This window comes from Nocardia sp. NPDC019395 (assembly GCF_040632335.1).
Lineage (GTDB): Bacteria > Actinomycetota > Actinomycetes > Mycobacteriales > Mycobacteriaceae > Nocardia.
This window is the reverse complement of record NZ_JBEYBT010000002.1, coordinates 306,994-322,009: the sequence shown is the minus strand read 5'-3', so window position 1 is coordinate 322,009 and position 15,016 is coordinate 306,994. Positions and strand designations below refer to the sequence as shown.

Here is a 15,016-nt window from a genome sequence, read left to right as displayed (position 1 = left end):
ACTGTCGTTCTACACCGATGGGCACGGTCGACCGGGCATCGGAGTCGGGTCACCGGGAAGCACGGCACAGGAAGGCGGTTGCGGCACGGCCGATTCGGGTGACCACCAGCGTGTAGGGCTGAGAACCGGTGGGCTTCAGCCGGCGGCGCAGTACATCCGGATCGGTGTCCACACCGCGGACCAGGATCTCCAGAGCACCACAATCCCGGCGCCGGAGTTCGGTCCGCAGTATCTTCTCCCGGAATTCGAACCGATCGATGATCCGGAACCCACGCACACCGTCGGGCAGGCGGTCGCCGGTGAGGTAGGCGATCCGGGGGTCGAGCTGCCACAGACCGTGGCGAGCCGCATAGTGACGGACGAGCCCCGCGCGGACGACCGCACCGTCCGGGTCGACGATCCACTCCCCCGGTGCCCGCTCCGGGATCTCGTCGGATTCGGCGTCGGTGAGGGTGGTGACCGCACCGGCGCCCGTGAGAACCGTGGCCCGCCGGGTAACGCCCGGTTCACGCAGCCCCGCCGACCACAGGCATGCTTCGCGGACCGCCCCGTCCAGCGATACGACCTCGACCTCACCGGTCCAGCCGAGCCGATCGAAATCCAGGCCGGGAGCACACTTCACGACCAGGTCCCGACCGGGGTAGGCGGCGAGCAGGTCGGGTAGCGGCGGTTGCAGCGCGGCCGGGTCATATGTGCGTTTACCGCCCGCGCGGCGGGCCGGGTCCGCGACGATCACCGTCCCTGCGGTGATCGGCACCAGCGCATCCGCCCGGACGAGCTGTGCTGTGTTTTTGGCGCCGCCTCCGGCGTCGCGGGGTCGGGGCCCTATTAACCCCGGCTCTTCACTCCTGCGCTCGGTCGCTGCGCTCCCTCGCTCCGTCGCTGCAGAGCCGGGGCGGGCCCCGACCTCGGATGCCGGTCCTTCGGCACCGGGGAGTGAATGCCACTCGGAGCTCGGGGGCGCGCTGGTCTTTTCTGGCGGCGGGGTGACGGATCCGAACTCGGCCACGGGGGGCGCTGCTGCGGGTTCGGTGGGTTCCGGATGTGGGTGGGCCAGGTTGTGCTGCGCCATGAGGAGTCTGATCGCGTCCAGGTCGCTGCCGATGACGTGAGGACAGAACCGGGCCAGCTCGACAAGCTCAGCACCGATCGAGCAGGTCACGTCGTGTACATCGCGTCCCGCCAGTCTGTGGGCGCGGTGCCGGGCCACCAGGGTCGGGGTGGCCTGCTGTAGCGCGTCGTCGGTGAACAGCCAGTCGTGGGCGCCGGACAGTTTGGCGGCTGCCCGGCGGCGCAGGCGCACGGTTTCGATCAGGGCGGGCGCCCGGTCCCCGTGGGCACGCCGGACCGCGGCGACATCGCGCAACTGCGAGGCCGGCGTCAGGTCCAGCTCGGCGACCTCGGCCAGCGCGGCCGCACCCGGCGCCGAACCGAGGTAGGCGATATCGGCCGCGCTGAAGCCGTATCCCACTACGTGCCGGCGGCGGCCGGTTTCACTCCGGTGATCATGGCGTTGTAGAAGAACTGGCGCGGGACCACGCGGCTCATCACGTTCTCGTCCAGCCAGCTCAACCGGAGCCAGGCCCGGTACATCGCCATCCGGTAGCCGAAGGTGAGTTTCTCGTCCGGCACCGCGGCCTCGAAGGTACGCACCGGCCAGCCCCAAAGGGCCGCGGCGAACTCCTCGGTCTTCGCGGCGACCTCGATCGCACCCGCGGCGCGGGCGATATCCTCGAGCTGGGTGGGATCGAAGGTGTGCAGGTCGACCACGGCCTCCAGGGCGGCGGCACGCGACGATTCGTCCAGTTCCTCCTGGGGGCGGCGCCAATCCCGCAGGAACGGGAGCTTGGTGATCGCGGTGGTGGCCTTCCAGGTGATATTGCCCAGGTTGCGGGCGTAGAGGTTGCCGATCGTGGTGGGCTCACCGGCGAAGACGAACCGGCCGCCCGGCTTGAGCACCCGCAGGCATTCCCGCAGCGACTGCTCCACATCCGGGATGTGATGCAGTACCGCGTGCCCGACCACCAGGTCGAAGGTGTCGTCGTCGTAGGGGATAGTTTCCGCGTCCGCGACCCGGCCGTCCACATCGAGGCCCAGATTCTCGGCGTTGCGCAGCGCGACCTTCACCATGCCGGGCGACAGATCGGTCACCGAACCGCTCTTCGCGATACCGGACTGCATCAGATTCAGCAGGAAGAACCCGGTTCCGCAGCCCAGTTCCAGGGCCCGGTCGTACGGCAGCTCCACGTCGCCGACGGCGGCGTCGAACCGGCCGCGGGCGTAATCGATACAGCGTTCGTCATAGGAGATCGACCATTTGTCGTCGTAGGTCTCGGCTTCCCAGTCGTGATAGAGCACCTGGGCGAGCTTGGTGTCCTCGAATGCTGCTTCGACCTCCGCGGCGGTCGCGTGCGGATGTGGTGCGGGGTCGTCGGGGCGTACCGTCATGGTCGGAAAGCCTAATGGGTGCTACCCGGCGGATCCCATCCGCCGTCCGCGCGCGACCGGACCGCGGGCCGAGGTACGCCTCTCCTTACTTTTCACACGCCTGACACCCCCGATGGGGCCGGCGTTGTCCAGGGCTCGTCAGGCACCCGTGAACTCGGCGAACCCCGGGCCGTCGCGCAGCTGGGACCGGGTTCCGATGCGCTGATCAGCGGTGGTGAACAGCCGGGCCCATTCGGCGCGGGCCCGTTCGTCACCGTCCGGTCCGGCCGCGAACACCGCCTTGGCCGCCGCCAGCGCCTGCGCCGGGCCGGTGACGAACTGCCGGGCCCAGGCGATCGCGGAATCGAGTACATCGTCGGGTGCGACCACCTGATCGACCAGACCGAGCCGCGCCGCCTCGTCCGGTTCGACGAAACGCCCGGTGTAGACGAGATCCCGGGCGGCGCCGGGACCGATCAGCAGCGAAAGCCGCCGGATACCGGCCAGTGGGATGAGCCCGGTCCCGATCTGCGGAAAACCGAGCTTCACATTGTCACCGATGATCCGCCGGTCGGCGCCCAGCGCGAGTTCCAGCCCGGCACCGAGCGCGTACCCGCTGATCGCCGCGACCGTCGGTTGCGGAATCCGCGCCAGACAACCGAGCGCGGTCTGCAGATCGGCTGCCATCGCCGCGGCCTGCTCGGCCGGCAGTTCGGCGAGTTCGGCCAGATCGTCACCCGCGCAGAAAACCCGCTCGTCACCGTAGACAACCAGTGCCGCGATCGCCGGATCGGCACCGCAACCGGCGGCGGCCTCGGCGATCTCCCGGACCAGCTGGGTGCTGAGCAGATTCAGCGGCGGCCGGGCGATCCGCAGCACCGCCACACCGCGGCCGGAACCGCCCGCGTGGTCGGGCTCGAGCCGGGACAGGGATACGAATTCGGCCATGGGCCGATACGCTACCGGGCGCCCGAACCGCCGCCGCCGGGCCCGGATCCACCCAGCAGCGACGGGTCCGTATCGCGCATCCCCTTCGAACCCCGCAGCCGGGACGGATCCGGTAGCTCGGCGAAGTAGCGCATATTGTCCGGGAACTGCAGCAGTTTCTTACCGTCCACTTCACCGAATACGGGCTGGATCGGCTCGATAACCGGTTCGGCGGCCAGGATCTCCGCGGTACTCGAATAGGCGCTCAGCGAGGTCAGCTGCGACCAGGTCGGGGGCAGCAGCACATGCTCACCGGTTTTCCAGGTCGCCAGCGCGGCGGCGGGGGTGGACCACGTGACCAGATCGGTTTCCGAGGTCGCACCGTCGGCGAGCTGCCCCTCGGGCAGCACCGCGACGAAGAAATTGGTGTCGTAGCGGCGGCGCTCCACGGTCGGGGTTATCCAGCGCGCCCACGGCCGCAACAGGTCGGCGCGCAGGACGAGCCGCTCCTGAGCCAGGAATTCGGCCAGCGTGAGATCGCGTGTTTCGATCCGCTCGCGCTGCTGCCGGTAGCCGGCGGTATCGGCGACCACGGTCTCGGCGGTGGGACCGGCCAGCAGCACGCCGCACTCTTCGAATGTCTCTCGCACTGCCGCACAGACAAGTGCCTTGGCCCGTGCCTCGGACACCCCGAACTGCTGCCCCCACCACTGCGGTGACGCGCCGGCCCATTCGATCTCGACCTCGGCGTCCACGGGATCGACCCGGCCACCGGGGAAGGCGGTCATACCGGCGGCGAAGTCCATGGCGTCGGCCCGGCGCTGCAAGAAGACCTCCGGGCCCTCCGCACCGTCGCGCACCAGCATTACCGTCGATGCGTCCCTGGCCTCGGGGACCTCGCTGGAATCCGGCACAGTCGTCTCACTCACCCCTGCACACTAGCTCTTGCGGTCGGGCGCGACCGACCGGCCACCAGGGGTGCGGGGGTCCTGGAGGTTCGTGCACCTCGACCGGAGATCTCGGGATTTCGGGGGGTGCGGGACATTCTTCGAGGAGTGACAGTATCGACGAGCCAAACTTCTCGGGGTCTCGCTGAACTCGCCGCAGCCGGTGGGCACGTGCTTCGCGCGTGGCCGGGACTTCCCCGGCCTGCTGATCTGGCTGTCGCCGGTGGGCCCGCTGTTCGGCGCGGGCCGAAACCTTCCGAGACCCGCTGCACTCGCCGTCGCCGCCAGGCGCGTTCAATCCATCTACCGCGGTCTGTCCACATCCGACCCCACCCCATTTCCCCGCATGCGACCGGTCCGCCTCGGTGGTTCGGGGCCCGTCTCGTTCTGGAGCGACCAGAGCGAAGGAGCGCAGCGACTGAGCGCCGGGAGTGAAGAACGAGACCAAGGGGGCCCCGAACCCGCGACGCCGCAGGCGGCGCCAAAAAACACAGCACCTTCACAAACCAGCTGACCTCAGGCCTTCACGATCCGGCTCGCCCACCTCGCCCCGAGTCGATTCGGTGCTCCTGGTCACGGTTCACCAGGCATCCGGCTCGGCACCGAGGTCCTCACCACTGGCCTCGATCCGGTCGGCATCGGCCTGCATCTGTGCATCCCAGCGTTCCTGATGGAGCGCTCGTAGCGCCCGGCGCAACACGTCGGTGGTGGTCTCGCCCTCCCGCATGAGTTCACGGACCAGAGCTCGATCCTCGGCGGTGGCGCGGAATGCGATGGTGCTCATGCACTCAGTGTGACCGGTGTGGTGCTCCTGTCTCCCGTTCCGGGGCGATTCCCTCAGCGGGAGCGGTGGCGACCCAGGCGACGCTTACGGCGGGCGAAGTAGCGGTCGTCGATGCGGTCCAAAGCGATGGACTGGCGGAACGCCTCGCTGAGGTTCTCCGCAGTCAGCACATCGCCGAGCAGACCCTGGGTGACGATCTCGCCTTCGCTCAACAGCATGCAGTGGGTGAACCCCGGCGGGATCTCCTCGACATGGTGCGTCACCAGGACCAGAGCGGGCGCGTCGGGGTCGGCTGCCAGGTCTCCGAGGCTTTCCACCAGTTCCTCGCGGCCGCCCAGATCCACACCGGCCGCCGGTTCGTCGAGCAGCAGCAGTTCCGGATCGGTCATCAGCGCCCGCGCGATCAGCACCCGTTTGCGCTCACCTTCCGACAGCGTGCCGTAGCTGCGGTCCAGAAGATGTTCGGCGCCCAGGCTTTCCAGCATATCGATCGCCCGGTCGGTATCGATATCGTCGTATTGCTCGCGCCACCGGCCGAGTACCGCGTAGCCCGCCGACACCACCAGATCAGCGACCCGCTCCTCGGCCGGGATCCGGGCGGCCAGCGCCGCCGACGACAGACCGATCCGCGGGCGCAGTTCGCTGACGTTCGTTTTCCCGAGGCGTTCACCCAATACGTGCGCGGTGCCGTAGGAGGGATGGGTTTCGGCGGCCGCGATCTGCAGCAGCGATGTTTTCCCGGCGCCGTTGGGGCCCAATATCACCCAGCGTTCGTCGAGTTCGACCTGCCAGGTGACGGGACCGACGAGAGTGTGCCCGTTGCGGCGGATGGAAACGTTGGTGAAGTCGATGAGCAAATCTGGATCGGGGTGCGCCACGGCCTCCATCTTGTCTCGAGCTGTCCGGGATCGCGGCACCGGGCACGCTACCAATGATCGAGTCGTGCGGGCCGGGTGGCGATCACGGTCGTCGAGCCGGGGGCAACTTCGGTGAAGCCGGCATCGCGAACGGCTGTCGCCGTGCTGCGCGCCACCGCCGTACGCAGCATCTCCCACTCCTCGGGTCCGGCTTCGCGGACCGCGCAGGCGAACCCGTGCCGCGCCCAGGTCCGCGCCTGTTCCACCGGCAGCGCGCCGGCGAACAGCATGCTCGCATGCCCGACCTGAGCCGCGGCTTTGCCGACGGTCATACCGAGTTCGGCGTTCACCCAGAACACCGGCACGTCCAGCGGAACCGGCCCGGGATCGTCGGATTCCAGGTCGGTGCCGCCGATCTGCAGCCGCCGGATGCGGGGGTCGACCGAACCCACCGGTCCCGGAACGAGCGCGCGTACCAGCGCCCCGCCGCTCTCGACGGTCACCCCGGGCACCTCATTGGCGGCCGCCCACTGCGCGCCCCGGGCCCTGCGCGCGACCTTCCTGATACGCGACCGCTTCCACGCCAGATACGGCTGCTCCCATTCGCCCGCGGGCCCCACCCGCGGGTCCAGGCACAGCGCGACCGTGGCGCCGGCGGCGGCCGCGAGCACATCGCTGCGCGCCGGTGGATCGGTTTTCGGCAGATGCAACACCATCTGCATCGCCTGGACCTGAGCGGGATCGTCGGGATCACCCGAACCGCCGTAACCCGCGGCGAGTTCGGTATGCCGTTCGGAAAACCCTGGGTCGCTGAAGAAGTCGATTTCGGGGTCGGTCGCCAGGTCCGGGACCGCATCCGGTTCGCGACCCTCGGCCGCCACATCCGCGCCGCTATCCGGCAGCATCACACAAACCCTTCCAGCACCCGACCAACACCGGACGACAGCCTACTCACGCGGCCCGGGTCCGATCGAATGTGCCCGGCGGGGGCGGGTGGTCGAGCGAGGGGCTCGAACGACTCGGCTCGCGCCCAACCGCCCGTACGCAGCAGTGGGGTGGGCTGGATGGTGAAAGTGTGGGTGGGCTGGAGAGGAAGACGTGGGGATGAACCGGACCGTGAGGACGTGGGGTGAGCGGGACGGTCAAGGCGTGAAGTGAGCCGGGCGGTCAACGCGTGAGGTGAGCCGGGCGGTCAACGCGTGAGGTGAGCCGGACCGTCAAGGTTCTGTGTTTTTGGCGCCGCCTGCGGCGTCGCGGGGTTCGGGGCCCCCTTGGTCTCGTTCTTCACTCCCGGCGCTCAGTCGCTGCGCTCCTTCGCTCTGGTCGCTCCAGAACGAGACGGGCCCCGAACCACCAAGGCGGACCGGTCGCATGCGGGAAACGGGGGTGGGGGTCGGATGCGGCAGACGGGCGGTAGGGGATCAAACGCGCCCAGGGGCGGCGCCGAGGTCGGCAGGGCTCGCGAATCGTCACCTGCGACTCCGCGCCCTTTCCCGGCATCCGGTGTGTCAGCCTCCGCGGTTCGAGACCAAGGGGCCCGAACCCGCGACGCCGGAGGGGGCGCCGAAAACTCAGCCGAGCGGTACTCGGCGCAGTAGGCCGTCCTCGGCGTCGGCGGCCTCGACCTCGTCCCGGGTGACCCCCAGGATGAACAGGACCGCGTCCAGGTACGGGTGCGAGAGCGCGGTATCGGCGACCTCACGCAACGCCGGTTTCGCATTGAATGCGACGCCCAGGCCTGCCGCGTTCAACATGTCGATATCGTTGGCGCCGTCTCCGACCGCTACCGTCTGCTCCATCGGGATCCCGGATTCCGTGGCGAATTCCCGCAGCGCGGTCGCCTTGTAGGCGCGGTCCACTATCTGGCCGACCACTCGGCCCGTGAGTTTGCCGTCGACCACTTCCAGCAGGTTCGCCTGTACGAAGTCGAGCTCGAGCTCGTGTGCGAGGGGGGCGATCACCTGCCGGAACCCGCCGGATACGACCCCGCACCGGAATCCGAGCCGCTTCAACGTCCGGATCGTCGTGCGTGCCCCGGGGGTGAGTTCGATCGTCGCCGCGACCTCCGCGATCACCGATTCGTCCAGCCCGGCCAGCGTCGCAACGCGCTGCCGCAGCGATTCCGCGAAGTCGATCTCGCCGCGCATCGCGGCCTCGGTGACCGCCCGCACCTGCTCCTCGACGCCCGCGTAGGCGGCCAGCATCTCGATCACCTCGCCCTGGATCAGGGTGGAGTCCACATCGAACACGATCAGCCGTTTGGCCCGGCGGGAAAGCCCCGCCCGTTCCACGGCGATATCGATCCGCTCGGTCACCGCGACCTCCGCCAACGCGGTCCGCAGCCGCGAGTCGGTGTCACCGGGGCGGGCCGGCGCTGTCACCATGAGCTCCATACCTGTCACCGGGTAGTCGGCGATACCGCGGATGAGGTCGATATTGACGCCGAGTGCGGCCAGCTCCCGGGAGACTGCGCTGAACGCCCGCGCGGTCACCGGCGCTCCCAGTACCACCACGGCGTGCGTCGAAACGGGTGCCCGCGCGGAATCCGCGTCGACATCCACATCGACCTGCATACCGACGGTGTTCATCGCTTCTTCGAGTTCGTCCTGCAACGCCTCGGGATCGGACGGACAGCTGATCAGCACGCCCAGGGTGAGCCGGCCACGGATCACCACCTGTTCGATATCGAGCAGGCTCACCCGATGCCGCGACATCGCGGTCAGCAGCACCGATGTCACACCGGGACGGTCGGGCCCGGTAACGGTGACGAGAACGGTCGTCTCGGCCAAAACCTCTCCTGTATTTTTGGCGCCGCCTCCGGCGTCGCGGGGTTCGGGGCCCCCTTGGTCTCGTTCTTCACTCCCGCCGGGCGGTCGCTGCGCTCCCTTCCTCTGGTCGCTCCAGAACGAGACGGGCCCCGAACCACGTAGGTGGAGCATCCGAGAGCACGCCTACAACAATCTAAGCGCAAGGATCCCCCGTACTTTCGGCCCACCCCCAGCCAACGTGCCCCACCGCACCGCGAAGGTGGCGAGCGGGGCAGCAACGCAAAACACCCGCCGGCAAGCCGGCGGGTGTTTTGCGTAGATCGAGGCCGGTTAGGACTTGACCAGCTTCTCCTCGGGGTGGTGCTTCGCCCCACCGCTGAATCCGACGTGCGCCTCCTTGCGCATCCGCTCGACCATATGCGGATAGTGCAGTTCGAACGCCGGGCGCTCCGACCGGATCCGCGGCAGTTCGTAGAAATTGTGCCGCGGCGGCGGGCAGGTGGTCGCCCATTCCAGCGAGTTGCCGTAACCCCAGGGGTCGTCCACCGTGACCACCTCGCCGTAGCGGTAGCTCTTGAAGACATTCCACAGGAACGGCAGCATCGAGGCGCCCAGTACGAAGGCACCGATCGTGGAGATCGTGTTCAGCGTCGTGAAACCGTCACCGGCCTGGTAGTCCGCGTAGCGGCGCGGCATACCTTCGGCGCCCAGCCAGTGCTGCACCAGGAAGGTGAGGTGGAAGCCGAGGAACGTCGTCCAGAAATGCCATTTCGCGAGGCGTTCGTCCAGCATTCGGCCGGTCATCTTCGGGAACCAGAAGTAGATACCGGCGTAGGTGGCGAACACGATCGTGCCGAAGAGCACGTAGTGGAAGTGCGCGACCACGAAGTAGGAGTCGGTGACGTGGAAGTCCAGCGGCGGGCTGGCCAGGATGACACCCGACAGACCACCGAAGAGGAACGTGACGAGGAAGCCCACCGAGAACAACATCGGTGATTCGAACGTCAATTGCCCCTTCCACATGGTGCCGATCCAGTTGAAGAACTTCACACCGGTCGGGACCGCGATCAGGAAGGTCATGAACGAGAAGTAGGGCAGCAGCACCGCGCCGGTGGCATACATATGGTGCGCCCACACCGCGATGGACAGGGCCGCGATACCCAGGGTCGCGTAGACCAGGGTGGTGTAGCCGAAGATCGGTTTCCGGCTGAACACCGGGAACACTTCGGAGACGATGCCGAAGAACGGCAGCGCGATGATGTACACCTCGGGATGGCCGAAGAACCAGAACAGGTGCTGGTAGAGCAGGATGCCGCCGGTGCCCGGGTCGTAGATGTGGCCGCCCAGGTGGCGGTCGTAGGCCAGACCCATCAGGGCGGCGGTCAGCAGCGGGAAGGCCAGCAGGACGAGGACGCTGGTGACGGCGATATTCCAGGTGAAGATCGGCATCCGGAACATGGTCATACCCGGAGCGCGCAGGCAGACCACGGTCGTCAGCATGTTCACGCCGCCGAGGATGGTGCCCAGACCGGAAACTGCCAGGCCCAGGATCCACAGATCGGTACCGACACCCGGCGAGTGCAGGATATCGGTGAGTGGCACATAGGCCGTCCAGCCGAAGTCCGCGGCACCGCCCGGGGTGATGAAACCGGCGGTCGCCATGGTGGCGCCGAACGCGTACAGCCAGTAGCTGAAGGCGTTGAGTCGCGGGAAGGCGACGTCGGGTGCGCCGATCTGCAGCGGCAGGATGATGTTGGCGAAGCCGAACACGATCGCGGTCGCATAGAACAGCAGCATGATGGTGCCGTGCATGGTGAACAGCTGGTTGAACTGCTCGGGCGAGAGGAACTGCAGACCGGGGCGAGCGAGCTCACCGCGCATCATCAGGGCCATCAGGCCGCCGATGAGGAAGAACGCCATCGAGGTGGTCAGATACATGACGCCCAGGACCTTCGGGTCCGTGGTGGTCACCATCTTGTATATGAACGACCCCTTCGGCCCCAATCGCGCCGGGAATGGCCGAGTCGCTTCCACCCCCTGTGGGACTGGCTTGGGCTCTACGGCAGTCACTGATCCTCCTGAAAGGTGCCTTTAGGGTCGCTCCGCAGGCTCCACTGTTTGCCCGCTGCCCCGTCGCGGGGGACAGCCAACGGTTAGCTTGCGCTTCTCGAATCGTAAACCGTCCGTCGAGCGCGGGGCGAACGGGTCCTACTCTGTGTCGTACTCAGGCCTGTCGTGGACCGGCCGCGACCACGCCACCTGCTTTCCCGCTTTTCCGCGCGCACGCGCGAGCCGGAGCTCCGGGCACGGACTGTCGCCGGGTGCGCGATCCGCGCCCGCGGGCCGGCGTGCAACGGTGGCGCGCAGCGAATCACGGTGGGCATGTACCCTTCCCGGCATGCCGGTGAGCTCCGCTGTCCGTACCCCAGCCGTGCGTAATCCCCGGATTTCCGCACGGGCGCGCCGCGCCCGCCGATTCGCGGGCGTGGTACTCACCGCTATCGCGATGACGGTCGCCGGTTGCGCGAATCAGACCGATAATTCGGCGTCGATCATCCGCACCACCACGAAGATCGCGGGCGCCGGCGTGGTGGGGGTCGAACGGGACACCACGCAGGCCTGTTCGCTGCCCACGGCACCCGATCCGGCCGCCGGTCCCACCCGGACGGTCCAGCACGCATCCGGCGAGTCCCGTGTCCCCTCCGACCCCCAGCGCATCGTCGTACTGAGCACCTCCGCACTCGACGCGACGTGCGCGGTCGGCCTGTGGGAGCGGGTCGTGGGCGCGACCACGACCCCCGGACCCGCCGCGCAGCCCGGCTATCTGGGCTACGGGGTCACGGAGATCCCGGGCGTCGGTTTCGCGACCGACCCCGACCCGGCGCTCATCGCGGAGATGAAACCGGATCTCATCCTGGGCGAGGTGCCGGCCGGCCGCGCCGACTATGCCGCGCTCAGCAATATCGCGCCCACCGTCCTGGTCGGGACCGATCAGACCTGGGAAGAGCAGTTCAACGCGTTCGCGGGGGCCATGGGACGCGCCGGTGCCGGCAAGGCGGCGCTGGACTCCTACCGCACGGAGGCCGCCGATGCCGGTACATCGATCAACGCCGCGATGACCCAGGCTTCTCTCGTCCGTTTCACCGCCACCGGCAGCGAAACCATGGGTAGCGAAACGTTCGCGGCGCAGGTCCTCGCCGATACGGGCGCACAGCGGCCCGCCGCACAGCGCGAAACCTCGGCTCCGGTGGACGAGTCCGACCCTGTCGCCGCCGAGGGCGATCTGATCTACGTCATGTTCGCCGGCCCGGAGGGTCAGGACCACGGCGAAACGGTGATGCGGTCGCCGGAGTGGAAATCACTGGGTGCGGTGGAGGACAACCGGACCTTTGTCGTCGACGACGCGCTCTGGCACACCACTGGACTGACGGCGGCGCGCGCGCTGCTCACCGATATCCGGGACAGTTTGAACTCCTACGTCATGGAGTAGAACCACCGAGTCGGCCGGCAATACCCGCTCGCGACCGATCCGAGACCATCCCGGAATGCGATAACCGCAGGTGAGAGCCCTTTACGCCGGTACCGTCGAAGTATGGGCGATAACGCTGCCGGCGAACGCTCACTCGGATACCGGCTGAGTATCGGGATCGCCATCGGACTGGCGATCGGGATCGGCCTGGGCCTGGCGGTTCTGGACAATCTCGCCGTGGGGGTCGGTCTCGGGATCGGTTTCGGTCTCGCATTCGGCCTGGCGATGTCGCCGTCCGCAACGGGCGACGACGGATCCGGCGGCCACCACAAACCTCCCACCGACGATTGAAGTACGCTCGGCGCCTGCGATCGGAGTGCGCCGAAGTTCCCGCTCCCCTAGCGCATTCGACGCGGAAAACACAAGTTGTAGTAGCGCTCGGCGATTCCACCCCCAAGGGGTAGTGTTACGTCACGCGCTGGGTTCGCAGTGTTCACAGGTTGTCGTCGGAGTCGTTGGGAAGGGTGTGGAAGCAGCATGAAGCTCATCGATCGGGTTTCGGCCATCAACTGGAATCGGGTGCCCGACGAGAAAGACGCCGAGGTCTGGGATCGGCTCACCGGTAACTTCTGGCTCCCGGAGAAGGTCCCGGTATCCAACGACATCCAGTCCTGGGCGACGCTCACCCCCGACGAGAAACAACTCACCATGCGGGTGTTCACCGGCCTCACGCTGCTGGACACCATCCAGGGCACGGTCGGTGCTGTCAGCCTGATCCCCGACGCCCTGACCCCGCACGAAGAAGCGGTGCTCACCAATATCGCCTTCATGGAGTCGGTGCACGCCAAGAGCTACAGCTCCATCTTCTCCACCCTCTGCTCCACCCGCGAGATCGACGACGCCTTCCGCTGGTCGGAGGAGAACCGCAATCTGCAGCGCAAGGCCGAGATCGTGCTGGAGTACTACCGCGGCGAGGATCCGCTCAAGCGCAAGGTCGCCTCGACGCTGCTGGAGAGCTTCCTGTTCTATTCCGGCTTCTACCTTCCGATGCACTGGTCGTCGCGGGCCAAGCTCACCAATACCGCCGATATGATCCGCCTGATCATCCGCGACGAAGCCGTCCACGGTTACTACATCGGCTACAAGTACCAGCGCGGACTCGAGCAGGTCACCCAGGCCGAGCGCGACGAGCTGAAGAACTACACCTTCGAGCTGCTGTTCGAGCTGTACGACAACGAGGTCGATTACACCCAGGACCTCTACGACGAGGTCGGCCTCACCGAGGATGTGAAGAAGTTCCTCCGCTACAACGCCAACAAGGCGCTGATGAATCTCGGCTACGAGGGCCTGTTCCCCAAGGACGAAACCGAGGTCAACCCGGCCATCCTCTCGGCGCTGTCCCCCAACGCCGACGAGAACCACGACTTCTTCTCGGGGTCGGGCTCGAGCTATGTGATCGGTAAAGCGGTCAACACCGAGGACGAGGACTGGAACTTCTGACCCGGCCCGCGGCGCCGAGACAGCGAGATAGCGAGCCCGCGTCGAGCGGCTCGCTATCGGCGCTCCGGTTCGACCGTAACGGCATCGCCGAATCGTGGCCGGCCGTCCGCGGCGCCGCCTGAAGTTCATCGGATAGCCGGGCGGCTGGACAACGCCGAGATGTCGGTGCGGACCGCTACGCTGCGATGGCGCGAGCCCGCACCGGGCGGCTCGGCATCAGTCGCAGGGCGTGGGCGAGGCGCCCGATCGGGAGGAGCACACAATGACGGACAGCGACGGTGTCAGAATTCCCCGCTGGCTCAAACCGATGAACCGGGCGATGGTCGCCGTCAGCCGAATCGGCGTTTCTCTCCCTATGTCGCTACTCACCGTGCCGGGCCGGAAATCGGGGAAGCCCCGGACCACGCCGGTGACACCGTTCGAGTACAACGGCATCGAATATGTCCTGTGCGGCATTCCCGGTGCGGATTGGGCGAAGAACGTCCGAGCGGCCGACACCGCGGAACTGAGGGTCGGTCGGCGCAAACGGACCGTACGCCTGGTGGAGATCCCCGCGGCCGACAGCGTTCCGGTGCTCCGGGAATACCCGCGCCTGGTTCCCACCGGCGTGCCGGTCATGATCAAGTCCGGTGTAGTGACCAGCGACGACCCGGACGAGTTCGCCGCATTGGCCGGCCGGTGCGTGCTCTTCCGGATCGAGGACGCCTGACGGTTCGGCGAGGCCCATTCACGCCCCGGCCCCGACAGTGCGCGCCGAACGCTACCGGGCGATCTTGCAAGTATCGTCGACCGGCCGCGTGATCGACCAGTACTGCTGAAACCGGCAGGCGGAGATCTTCCACCGGCCGTCCTCGACGACATACTCGTCGTCGTATTCCCCGGTCATCACCGTCTCGGTGTTCTCGATCAGATTCACCTGACGGAATTTCAGCGTCCACCGTCCGGACGCGTGCGTCTCGTCGTGCACGGTGATATCGGGATGCGTCCCGTGATGCATATCGAGGATCACGTTCTTCCCGTCCACCTTCTGCAGCGCGATCTTCTCGAACATCGCCGCCATACCGTCGGCATCGAACGACCCGAGCACTCCGTAGTCGACCACGGCTCCCGCCGCGACGAAGCACTCCCGAAACCCCTTCGGGTCCTTGGCGTCACACGCCCGCAGATACCGGTGCTTGAGTGCCTTGATCGCCTCTGCCGCCTCGAGCCGCGCGACCCGCCACGCCAGGTCGCCTTCCTCTGCTCGCGGTAGCGGTGCACGCGACATGCGGCCTCCTCGTCGAAGGGTTCGTGCCGCCCGGATTCCGGCGGCGGGGTGGTCGACGCGCAGTGTATCG

General features: G+C 67.4%; 14 protein-coding genes. 4 read left to right on the top strand and 10 right to left on the bottom strand.

Annotated elements, in window-relative coordinates; translation table 11 throughout:
• Positions 1-49: 49 nt before the first annotated feature.
• From ABZ827_RS10230 to ctaD, 9 genes are all read right to left on the bottom strand, one after another.
• On the bottom strand, positions 50-1,471 hold the full coding sequence (locus ABZ827_RS10230; protein ID WP_357235419.1) for a class I SAM-dependent methyltransferase: 1,422 nt from the start codon (positions 1,469-1,471) through the stop codon (positions 50-52).
• Positions 1,471-2,448, bottom strand: coding sequence for a methyltransferase domain-containing protein (locus tag ABZ827_RS10225; RefSeq protein ID WP_357235418.1), 978 nt, complete (start codon positions 2,446-2,448; stop codon positions 1,471-1,473). The genes ABZ827_RS10230 and ABZ827_RS10225 overlap by 1 nt, the downstream gene beginning before the upstream one ends.
• Positions 2,449-2,586: 138 nt before the next feature.
• Positions 2,587-3,375, bottom strand: a complete 789-nt coding sequence (locus ABZ827_RS10220; RefSeq protein ID WP_357235415.1) for an enoyl-CoA hydratase-related protein — start codon at positions 3,373-3,375, stop codon at positions 2,587-2,589.
• 11 nt (positions 3,376-3,386) lie between these two features.
• Positions 3,387-4,220 (bottom strand): NUDIX hydrolase, encoded by an 834-nt coding sequence (locus tag ABZ827_RS10215; RefSeq protein ID WP_357235920.1) that lies wholly within the window; start codon positions 4,218-4,220, stop codon positions 3,387-3,389.
• A 661-nt stretch (positions 4,221-4,881) separates the two neighbouring features.
• Complete coding sequence (locus tag ABZ827_RS10210; RefSeq protein WP_357235412.1) at positions 4,882-5,085, bottom strand: hypothetical protein; 204 nt, start codon at positions 5,083-5,085, stop codon at positions 4,882-4,884.
• A 53-nt stretch (positions 5,086-5,138) separates the two neighbouring features.
• Entirely contained in the window at positions 5,139-5,972 is an 834-nt protein-coding gene (locus ABZ827_RS10205; protein ID WP_357235409.1) for an ABC transporter ATP-binding protein, read from the bottom strand.
• A gap of 38 nt (positions 5,973-6,010) precedes the next feature.
• Positions 6,011-6,844, bottom strand: a complete 834-nt coding sequence (locus ABZ827_RS10200; protein ID WP_357235918.1) for an aminoacyl-tRNA hydrolase — start codon at positions 6,842-6,844, stop codon at positions 6,011-6,013.
• A gap of 669 nt (positions 6,845-7,513) precedes the next feature.
• Positions 7,514-8,731, bottom strand: coding sequence for a phosphoserine phosphatase SerB (gene serB, locus ABZ827_RS10195; protein ID WP_357235407.1), 1,218 nt, complete (start codon positions 8,729-8,731; stop codon positions 7,514-7,516).
• A 309-nt stretch (positions 8,732-9,040) separates the two neighbouring features.
• Positions 9,041-10,780, bottom strand: a complete 1,740-nt coding sequence (gene ctaD, locus ABZ827_RS10190) for a cytochrome c oxidase subunit I (RefSeq protein WP_357235404.1) — start codon at positions 10,778-10,780, stop codon at positions 9,041-9,043.
• Positions 10,781-11,216: 436 nt separating this feature from the next.
• Here ctaD and ABZ827_RS10185 point away from each other — a divergent pair, with 436 nt between their 5' ends.
• The 4 genes from ABZ827_RS10185 (at position 11,217) to ABZ827_RS10170 (ending at position 14,388) form a co-directional block, all read left to right on the top strand.
• Positions 11,217-12,200 carry an ABC transporter substrate-binding protein gene (locus ABZ827_RS10185; RefSeq protein WP_357235916.1) on the top strand — a complete coding sequence of 328 codons (984 nt, stop codon included), beginning with the start codon at positions 11,217-11,219 and terminating at the stop codon, positions 12,198-12,200.
• 102 nt (positions 12,201-12,302) lie between these two features.
• On the top strand, positions 12,303-12,530 hold the full coding sequence (locus ABZ827_RS10180; RefSeq protein ID WP_357235402.1) for a hypothetical protein: 228 nt from the start codon (positions 12,303-12,305) through the stop codon (positions 12,528-12,530).
• A gap of 186 nt (positions 12,531-12,716) precedes the next feature.
• A complete protein-coding gene (nrdF, locus tag ABZ827_RS10175) occupies positions 12,717-13,679 on the top strand; it encodes a class 1b ribonucleoside-diphosphate reductase subunit beta (RefSeq protein ID WP_357235400.1) in 963 nt (320 codons plus the stop codon).
• 262 nt (positions 13,680-13,941) lie between these two features.
• The gene (locus tag ABZ827_RS10170) at positions 13,942-14,388 is read left to right on the top strand and encodes a nitroreductase family deazaflavin-dependent oxidoreductase (RefSeq protein ID WP_357235397.1); all 447 of its coding nucleotides are present in this window, start codon (positions 13,942-13,944) and stop codon (positions 14,386-14,388) included.
• Between the two features lie 51 nt (positions 14,389-14,439).
• On the opposite strand, the gene ABZ827_RS10165 is transcribed toward ABZ827_RS10170, so the two are convergent.
• The gene (locus ABZ827_RS10165; RefSeq protein WP_357235395.1) at positions 14,440-14,946 is read right to left on the bottom strand and encodes a nuclear transport factor 2 family protein; all 507 of its coding nucleotides are present in this window, start codon (positions 14,944-14,946) and stop codon (positions 14,440-14,442) included.
• Positions 14,947-15,016: the final 70 nt, after the last annotated feature.

Bases quoted from the DNA above. Each gene is read 5' to 3' on its own strand.
- ABZ827_RS10225 (WP_357235418.1), bottom strand. From the start codon at position 2,448: ATGACGGTACGCCCCGACGACCCCGCACCACATCCGCACGCGACCGCC.
- ABZ827_RS10220 (WP_357235415.1), bottom strand. From the start codon at position 3,375: ATGGCCGAATTCGTATCCCTGTCCCGGCTCGAGCCCGACCACGCGGGC.
- ABZ827_RS10215 (WP_357235920.1), bottom strand. From the start codon at position 4,220: ATGCTGGTGCGCGACGGTGCGGAGGGCCCGGAGGTCTTCTTGCAGCGC.
- ABZ827_RS10210 (WP_357235412.1), bottom strand. From the start codon at position 5,085: ATGAGCACCATCGCATTCCGCGCCACCGCCGAGGATCGAGCTCTGGTC.
- ABZ827_RS10205 (WP_357235409.1), bottom strand. From the start codon at position 5,972: ATGGAGGCCGTGGCGCACCCCGATCCAGATTTGCTCATCGACTTCACC.
- ABZ827_RS10185 (WP_357235916.1), top strand. From the start codon at position 11,217: ATGACGGTCGCCGGTTGCGCGAATCAGACCGATAATTCGGCGTCGATC.
- ABZ827_RS10180 (WP_357235402.1), top strand. From the start codon at position 12,303: ATGGGCGATAACGCTGCCGGCGAACGCTCACTCGGATACCGGCTGAGT.
- nrdF (WP_357235400.1), top strand. From the start codon at position 12,717: ATGAAGCTCATCGATCGGGTTTCGGCCATCAACTGGAATCGGGTGCCC.
- ABZ827_RS10170 (WP_357235397.1), top strand. From the start codon at position 13,942: ATGACGGACAGCGACGGTGTCAGAATTCCCCGCTGGCTCAAACCGATG.
- ABZ827_RS10165 (WP_357235395.1), bottom strand. From the start codon at position 14,946: ATGTCGCGTGCACCGCTACCGCGAGCAGAGGAAGGCGACCTGGCGTGG.